At 70.6% G+C, this 8,400-nt stretch carries 9 protein-coding genes; all 9 read left to right on the plus strand.

Annotated features, from left to right (window positions below):
• The coding region (locus M0P34_RS11075) for a sodium:proton antiporter (RefSeq protein WP_291499037.1) at positions 1–916 on the plus strand (916 nt) is incomplete at its 5' end.
• A 276-nt stretch (positions 917–1,192) separates the two neighbouring features.
• Positions 1,193–1,567: a response regulator gene (locus M0P34_RS11080; RefSeq protein ID WP_366062533.1), complete on the plus strand. Its 375-nt coding sequence runs from the start codon at positions 1,193–1,195 to the stop codon at positions 1,565–1,567.
• A 361-nt stretch (positions 1,568–1,928) separates the two neighbouring features.
• Positions 1,929–4,478: a DNA gyrase subunit A gene (gene gyrA, locus M0P34_RS11085; protein ID WP_291499039.1), complete on the plus strand. Its 2,550-nt coding sequence runs from the start codon at positions 1,929–1,931 to the stop codon at positions 4,476–4,478.
• Positions 4,465–5,241, plus strand: a complete 777-nt coding sequence (locus M0P34_RS11090) for a tetratricopeptide repeat protein (RefSeq protein ID WP_291499041.1) — start codon at positions 4,465–4,467, stop codon at positions 5,239–5,241. The genes gyrA and M0P34_RS11090 overlap by 14 nt, the downstream gene beginning before the upstream one ends.
• A 172-nt stretch (positions 5,242–5,413) precedes the next feature.
• Complete coding sequence (yedE, locus tag M0P34_RS11095) at positions 5,414–6,496, plus strand: YedE family putative selenium transporter (protein WP_291499043.1); 1,083 nt, start codon at positions 5,414–5,416, stop codon at positions 6,494–6,496.
• Between the two features lie 12 nt (positions 6,497–6,508).
• On the plus strand, positions 6,509–6,727 hold the full coding sequence (locus tag M0P34_RS11100) for a sulfurtransferase TusA family protein (RefSeq protein ID WP_291499045.1): 219 nt from the start codon (positions 6,509–6,511) through the stop codon (positions 6,725–6,727).
• Positions 6,724–7,314, plus strand: a complete 591-nt coding sequence (locus tag M0P34_RS11105) for a DUF3343 domain-containing protein (protein ID WP_291499047.1) — start codon at positions 6,724–6,726, stop codon at positions 7,312–7,314. The genes M0P34_RS11100 and M0P34_RS11105 overlap by 4 nt, the downstream gene beginning before the upstream one ends.
• Positions 7,299–8,177: an NAD(P)H-hydrate dehydratase gene (locus tag M0P34_RS11110; protein ID WP_291499050.1), complete on the plus strand. Its 879-nt coding sequence runs from the start codon at positions 7,299–7,301 to the stop codon at positions 8,175–8,177. The genes M0P34_RS11105 and M0P34_RS11110 overlap by 16 nt, the downstream gene beginning before the upstream one ends.
• A partial coding sequence (locus tag M0P34_RS11115; protein WP_291499052.1) for a hypothetical protein occupies positions 8,174–8,400 on the plus strand: 227 nt, incomplete at its 3' end. The genes M0P34_RS11110 and M0P34_RS11115, both read left to right, overlap by 4 nt.

Consider the following 8,400-nt stretch of genomic DNA (forward strand, 5'->3'; position numbering starts at 1 on the left):
CACCGTGGTCTTCTTCATCTTCCTGGTGGCCAACATCGGCGGCTCCCTGACCCCCCTGGGCGACCCGCCGCTGTTCCTGGGCTTCCTGAAGGGCGTGGACTTCTTCTGGACCACCACGCACATGTTCCTGCCCATGCTGTTCCTGGCCGTGGTGCTCCTGGCCATCTACTTCGCCGTGGACACCGTGCTCTTCAACAAGGAAGGCCGCCCGGCCATGCCCGACACGGACGCGGGCAGCGAAAAGCTCGGGCTGGACGGCAAGATCAACCTGCTGTTCCTGGCGGGCATCGTGGGCGGCGTGCTCATGAGCGGCATGTGGAACCCCGGGGTGGAGTTCAACATCTACCACACCCACGTCGCCCTGCAGAACGTGCTGCGCGACCTGCTCCTGATCTGCATGGCCCTCTTGTCGCTCAAGTTCACCACCGCCGAGAACCGCCGCAAGAACGACTTCGACTGGTTCCCCATCGTTGAGGTCGGCAAGCTGTTCATCGGCATCTTCCTGTCCATGATCCCGGCCATCGCCATCCTCAAGGCCGGAACCAAGGGCGCCCTGTCCGGGGTCATCAACATGGTTTCCGGCCCCGGCGGCGAGCCCGTCGACGCCATGTACTTCTGGCTCACGGGCATCCTGTCGAGCTTCCTGGACAACGCGCCGACCTACCTGGTGTTCTTCAACACCGCAGGCGGCGACGCCGGGGAGCTGATGACCAGCATGGCCTCCACCCTGCTGGCCATCTCCTGCGGCGCGGTGTTCATGGGCGCCAACACCTACATCGGCAACGCGCCGAACTTCATGGTCCGCTCCATCGCCGAGACCGGCGGAGTGAAGATGCCCAGCTTCTTCGGCTACATGGCCTGGAGCGCTGGCATCCTCGTGCCGCTGTTCGTGGTGGTGCAGTTCCTGTTCATCTAGCCCCGGGTCCGCCTCCCGGCCCTGGGGGCCGGGCATGGGGCCGCTCCCCGCCGGGGGGCGGCCCCTTTTTGCGGGCGCGGGGCGGCCCGGCCCCCCGGCGGCCCGCCCCGGCGAAGCGGCCCCCCCGCAAGGGCCGCACCCCGCCGCTTCGCGGACGGCTGGACAAAATCCTCCGCCTCAAGCACCATGCCTGCGGCGGACGCCCCCGGGCCGGCCGGAGCGGCGTCCCTGGGGGCGGGTGGCCGGATCAACCGCCGCGTGTGCGGGGAGGAGCCAGTGCAGGACGTGGACGTGCTGGTCGTCGACGACGAGCTGAAGATTCTGGAGATGTACGGCAAGCGCCTGGGCTGGCGGGGCATCCCCGTACGCCTGGCCGGCGGGGCCGACGAGGCCCTGGCCGCCGTGGAGGAGCGCGAGCCGGACGTGGTCATCCTGGACGTGCGCATGCCCGGGCGCGACGGGCTGGAGGTGCTGGCCGAGCTGCGCCGCCGCCACCCCCGGGTGCAGGTGATCATGCTCACCGGCCACGCCAGCGTGGAGTCGGCCAGAAAGGGCATGGAGCTCGGCGCCTTCGACTATCTCATCAAGCCCGTGGCCCTGGAGGACCTGCTGGCCAAGGTCGGCGAGGCCGCCAAGGCGGCCAGGGCGTAGCGCCGCAGGCGCCGCCCCCCGCCCGCGCGGCGGCGGCGGACCCCGCCGCCGCGCGCGGTTTTGCGCACAGTGAGCCCGGCGGACGGGAAATCGGCCCGGGGCCGTTTCCAGATGCTGCGTCCGGCCGGGAAATGGGGTATGGAAAGCGGCGAACGGTCGCCGCCGCCGGACGCGGCGGCCCCGCGCCCGGAAGAGCGGTCCCTCGGGATGCCCGGCGCCGTCGCGCGCGGGGCGGACCCCAGGTTACTTCGAGCACAGGCTCACAGCCCCCGGTCGCCGCCCCGCGCGCGACGCGGACCGGCCAGCCGGGCCTGCGGCGCCGCCCGCCCAGGCCCACAGGTCATAACAGCGAGGAAGCTTCGTGGACAATCCGACCATCAGCATCGAAAAGGAAATCCAGAAATCCTACCTGGAATATTCGCTCTCCGTGATCATCGGCCGCGCCATTCCCGACGTGCGCGACGGCCTGAAGCCCGTGCACCGGCGCATCCTGTTCGCCCAGCACGAACTGGGCAACACCTACACCCGGCCCTACAAGAAGTCCGCCCGCGTGGTCGGCGATGTCATCGGCAAGTACCACCCCCACGGCGACTCGGCGGTCTACGACGCCTTGGTGCGCATGGCCCAGGGCTTTTCCATGCGCGACCCGCTGGTGGACGGCCAGGGCAACTTCGGCTCCATCGACGGCGACGCCGCGGCGGCCATGCGCTACACCGAGGCCCGCATGTCGCGCCTGGCCGGTGAGTTCCTGGCCGACATCGACAAGAAGACCGTGGACTTCCGGCCCAACTACGACAGCTCCCTCCAGGAGCCCGTGGTCCTGCCGACCAAGGTGCCCAACCTGCTGCTCAACGGTTCGTCGGGCATCGCCGTGGGCATGGCCACCAACATCCCGCCGCACAACCTCGGCGAGCTGGTGGACGCCCTCCTGGAGCAGCTGGAGAACCCGGCCTGCTCGGTGGACGACCTGTTGCGCCACGTCAAGGGCCCGGACTTCCCCACCGGGGGCTCGGTCTACGCCGGGCAGGGCATGCTGGACGCCTACCGCACCGGGCGCGGCACGGTGAAGATCCGCGGCAAGGTCGAGGTCGAAAAGCGCAAGCGCGACATGGAAGCCATCGTCATCACCGAGATTCCCTACGCGCTGAACAAGTCCTCCCTGGTGGAGAAGATCGCCCAGCTGGTGCAGGACAAGCGCATCGACGGCGTGTCCGACCTGCGCGACGAGTCCGACCGCAAGGGCATCCGCATCGTGCTCGACCTCAAGAAGGGCGCCATTCCCGAAATCATCATCAACTCGCTCTACAAGTACACGCCCCTGGAGTCCTCCTTCGGCTACAACATGATGGCCGTCGTGGGCAACCGGCCCCAGCTTCTGAACATCAAGGACATCCTGCGCCACTTCCTGGAGCACAGAAGCGAGGTCATCATCCGGCGGACCCGCTTCGACCTGGAGAAATCCGAGGCCCGGGCGCATATCCTCGAAGGCCTGCGCATCGCCCTGGACAACATCGACGAGGTGGTGTCCATCATCCGCGGCTCCAAGACGCCCCAGGAGGCCAAGGACGCCCTGCGCCGGCGCTTCGGCCTGTCCGACCCGCAAAGCCAGGCCATCCTGGACATGCGCCTGCAGCGGCTGACCGGGCTGGAGCACGAGAAGCTCATCGAGGAATACACCGAGCTGCTCAAGACCATCGAATACCTGAAGAGCATCCTGGAGCACGACGGCGTGCTGCGCGGGGTCATCCGCGAGGAGCTGGCCCGGCTCAAGGAAATCTTCGCCACCCCGCGCAAGACCGAGATCGTCCAGGACGACCTGTGCGGCATCGACATCGAGGACCTCATCCCCGACAAGGACGTGGTCATCACCCTGTCGCAGCGCGGCTACATCAAGCGCACCAACCTGGAGCACTACGCCCAGCAGAAGCGCGGCGGCAAGGGCGTCTTCGGCGTGCACACCTCCGACGGCGACTTCATCCTCAACTTCCTGACCACGTCCAACCACCAGAGCCTGATCCTGTTCACCAACAACGGGCGCATGTACCGCATGAAGGTGCACCAGATTCCCGAGGGCAGCCGCACGGCCAAGGGCGTGCACATCAACAACCTGCTGCCCCTGGGCCGCGACGAATTCGTCACCTGCGCCCTGGCCCTGCGCGACTTCATGCCCGGGCGCTACTTCCTGTTCGTCACCCGCAAGGGCATGGTCAAGCGCACCGAGGTGGAGCAGTACGCCAACTGCCGCTCCACGGGCATCATCGCCGTGAACATCCGCGACGACGACGAGCTGATGCGCGTCATCGAGACCGGCAAGGACAACGAGGTGGTCCTGGTCACGGCGGGGGGCTTCTCCATCCGCTTCTCCTGCCAGGACGTGCGGCCTATGGGCCGGGGCACGGCGGGGGTCAAGGGCATCGCCCTGCGCGGGGGCGACCGGGTGGTCGCCGTCGTGGTGGCCGACGCCCAGGAAACCCGCGACATCCTGTGCGTCTCCGGCGGGGGCTACGGCAAGCGCACGGCCTACGACCTCTACCGGCTCCAGTCGCGCGGAGGCAAGGGCATCATCACCATGCGCACCACGCCCAAGACCGGGCAGCTCCTGGGCGCGGTCATGGTCGAGCCCAGCGACGAGATCATCCTCATGACCTCCGAGAACAAGGTCATCCGCATCCCGGTGGACGGCATCCGCCGGGTCGGCCGCGCCACCCAGGGCGTGCGCCTGGTGTCCATGGCCGAGGGCGCCCAGGTCGCCGACTTCGACCTGGTGCGTGAAAACCAGCTCGAAGGCGACCTGTCGGCCACCGAGCCCCTGCCCGACCAGCCGGAGCAGGGCGACGAGCCCGAGGACGCCGACGTTCCCGGTGCCGCCGATGCCCCCGATGCCCCCGATACCCCCGATGCCGAAGACTAGACTCGGCGGCGTCCTGCTGCTCTGTCTGGCCCTTTGGGCCTGCTCCTCCGGCCTGGGCGAGGCGCCCCTCGCCCAGGCCGACAGGGAGTTCGCCAACGGCAACTACCTCAAGGCCGAAACCCTTTACGAAAGCTACCTCCAGGCCAACCCCCAGGGCGACGGACGCTGGGACGCCTGGCGGCAGCTGGTGCGCATCAGCGTCACCGTCACCGGCAACGACAAGAAGGCCGCCCGGCTCCTGGAGGCCATGCAGCTCGAATACTCCGAGGACTCCGAGCGCTTCGTCGACCTCTCCTGGCAGCTGGCCGAGACCTACACCCGCCTGCGCGATTGGGACAAGGCCAGCGAAACCTGGCAGACCCTGCTGGACCAGGGCGACCTGGCCCCGGCCCAGGCCGCCGAGGTGCACTGGAACCTGGGCAAGATCCACCAGTACCAGGGGCGCTACGGCATGGCCAAGGACGCCATGCTGGCCTGCCTGGAGCAGGAAGGGGACCAGACGCCCCACGCCCGCTGCATGTACGAGCTGGCCCAGGCCTACAGCCTGCTCAAGAACCGCGCCCAGGCCCGGGTCTGGCTGGACCGCCTGCTGGCCCTGCCCGGGCTGGACCCCGAGCTGCACGCCCTGGGCACCTACATGCTGTGCGAGATACTCGAAGCCGAGGGCCAGAAGGCCCAGGCCCGCGCCCTGCTGGAGTCCATCCGCCAGACCTATCCCAACCCCCTGGTCATCGAAACCCGCCTGCGCCAGCTGGCCGAATAGGCCCGCCCGGCCCCCCGCCTGCCGCCGTCATCCATAGGCCTTGTCGATAAGTTGGCCAAAGAGGAGCCAAAACTAACAATTTGCGGCTCGCGTGCCCCTGTTCTACAGGATAGCCTGTGCAATGGGCCGGTCCCGGGAGGCCGGCGCAACCCAGGACAACACGGGAGGGGGCATGAAAAACTTCTTTGCGTCGAGAGCAGGCATCGTCGCCGTGGGGCTGGCCATCGGCATCCTGGCGCCGCTGCTGCAATTCTGGGGCAACCCGGGGAACATGGGCGTCTGCGTGGCCTGCTTCGAGCGCGACATGGCCGGAGCCCTGGGGCTGCACCGCGCCGCCGTGGTCCAGTACATGCGCCCCGAGATCATCGGCTTCGTCCTCGGGTCCCTGGCCGCCGCGCTGCTGTTCCGCGATTTCCGGCCCCGGGGCGGCTCCTCGCCCGTTGTGCGCTTCGTGCTCGGCGCCTTCGCCATGATCGGGGCCCTGGTGTTCCTGGGCTGCCCGTGGCGGGCCATCCTGCGCCTGGCGGGCGGCGACCTGAGCGCCGTGTTCGGGCTGGCGGGCCTGGTGGGCGGCGTCTGGGTCGGCACGCTGTTCCTGCGCGGCGGCTATTCCCTTGGCCGCAGCCAGCAGACCCGCCCCGGCGCCGGGCTGGTCATGCCCCTGCTCATGGCCGGAGCCCTGGCGCTGATGCTGCTCTATCCCCAGGTGCCGGGCGAGCCCCAGAGCGGGGTGCTGTTCTACAGCGCCAAGGGCCCGGGGGCCATGCACGCGCCCCTGGCCATCTCCCTGGCCGTGGGCCTGTTCGTGGGCTTCGTCGCCCAGCGCAGCCGTTTCTGCACCATGGGCGCCTTCCGCGACGTAATCCTGTTCCGCCAGGGGCACCTGCTGTCCGGCGTGCTGGCCCTGTTCGCGGCCGCGGTGGTGGTCAACGCCACGCTGGGCCAGGTGGCCATCGGCTTCGAGGGCCAGCCCGTGGCCCATACCCACCAGATATGGAACTTCGCGGGCATGCTCCTGGCCGGGCTGTGCTTCGCCCTGGCGGGCGGGTGCCCGGGGCGGCAGCTCTTCCTGTCCGGCGAGGGCGACGGCGACGCGGCCGTGTTCGTGCTGGGCATGTTCGCCGGCGCGGCCTTCGCCCACAACTTCGGGCTGGCCAGCTCCCCGGCGGGCGTGGGGCCGCACGGCGTGGCCGCCGTGGTGGTCGGGCTGGCGGTGTGTGTGTACTTCGGGCTGACCATGCGGGCCAAGGCATAGCAGGAGACAATCATGAGCGACATCGTCGACGCGCGCGGGCTGTCCTGCCCGCAGCCGGTGCTGGATACCCTGGCGGCCCTGGCCGCCAAGGGCTCGGGGCGGATCGAGGTCCTGGTGGACACCGAGGCCTCCAGGGAAAACGTGACCCGGGCCGCCCAGGCCAAGGGCTGGACCGTGGAGTCCGTCGCCGAGGAGGCCGGGGCCTACCGCCTGGCCATCGCCAAGGCATGATCCGCGGGCTGTTGCGCCGCCTGGGCGCGGGAGGGGCGGGCCCGGAGCCCGCCCCCGCCGCCCGGGCCCAGGGCGCGCCCGAAGGCCCGGACCGGGGCCTGCTGGTCTTCGAGAACACCAGCGAGGTCATCCGCGCGCAGAAGCTGCTGCGGGACGCCGGGGTCCAGGTGGCGGTCATGGGCCCGCCGCCGGAAATCCGCAAGGGCTGCGACCTGGTGGTCACCTTCCCGCTGGTGGAGGAACTGCGCGTGCGGCGCCTGCTGGCGGCCGGAGGCGGGCCGCAGCCCCTGGAGGTGGTGCCCGTGACCGGGCCGCTGCTGACCCCGGTGGACATCTTCCAGGTCAAGGACTTCGGCACGCACCTCATGGTCCGCGCAGCGAACATGAAGCTCACCGTGGACAAGTCCACGGGCGTTCTGGTCAACGTGTCGGGCGGCGGCTGCCCGGACGTGCCCTACCTCGCGGCGCTGCTTGTCGGCCGCCGCCTGGACGAGGCCCCGTCCCCGCGCGAGATGGGCCACACCCTGTGCGGCTACGCCCTGGGCCTGGCTTTCGAGGAGTTGCAGAGGCGATGCTCGCCGTCGTAGGCACCCTGCCCGACCCCGCGGCGCCCGTGTTCGAGGGCCCGGCGCTCTGGACGGGCGGCGCCCTGACCGTGGCCGGGCGGCCCGTACCCACGGACCGGGGCACCCCGGCCCTGCTGGCGGCGGCCTGCGCGGCCTGCGCCGTGCTCGGCCTGCCGGGGCCCCACGCCTTCCTGGCCGGGGACCAGGGCCTGGGCCACGGCAGCCGCGCCCTCTACGCCCACCTGGTGGACGTGCTGCCCGGGCGCGACTATTCCACCCTGGCCTTCCACTACCTCATGCCCGACGCCATGTGGCACGACAAGGTGCTCTTCGCCGCGCAGGCCATGCGCCGCAGGCCCCGGCTGGTGGCCGACGCGGGGTTCATGTACGCGGCCAAGATGAGCGGGCAGGCCCCGGCCTACGACCTGTTCACCCCCGACGCCGGGGAGCTGGCCTTCCTGGCCGACGAGGCCGCGCCGCATCCCTTCTACACCCGGGGCTTCCTGCTCCATGAGGAGGGCGCCGCCCCGGAGCACGTCCGCCGGGCCTACGCGGGGGGCAACGCCGCCGCCTGCCTGCTGGTCAAGGGCGCGGTGGACCTGGTGGCCGACGCCGGGGGCGTCCTGTTCACCGTGGATGGCCCCGGCGAGGAGGCAATGGAGGCCATGGGCGGCACCGGGGACAGCGTGACCGGGCTGGCCGCCGCCCTGGTGGAGAGCGGGCGGCCCGTGCCCGTGGCGGCGCGCCTGGCCGCGCGGGCCAACCGCCTGGCCGGGCGCCTGGCTAGGCCCAACCCCGGCTCGGCCATCGCCGAACTGGTGCCGCACATCCCGGCGGCCCTGGAGGCCGCCCTGGCCGAGGAGCCCGGGGAGTGCGGGCCATGAGCGCCCGGCAGCCCGGCGGCGCCCCCGCGCGCTTCGCCCCGGGCACGACCCTGCTGGACGCCGTATGCCTGAGCCCGGCGGCCGAGGCCGTGCTGCGCGCCCGGGGCGAGGCCGTGGGCGTGTGCCTGCTGTGCCGGGAGCTGTTCGAAACCCTCCAGGACGTGGCCGCGCGCCAAGGCTTCGACCTCGCGGAATTGCTGGCCGAGCTGGAGGCCGCCGCCCG

Source organism: Desulfocurvus sp. (assembly GCF_023230885.1).
Taxonomy (GTDB): domain Bacteria; phylum Desulfobacterota; class Desulfovibrionia; order Desulfovibrionales; family Desulfovibrionaceae; genus Desulfocurvus.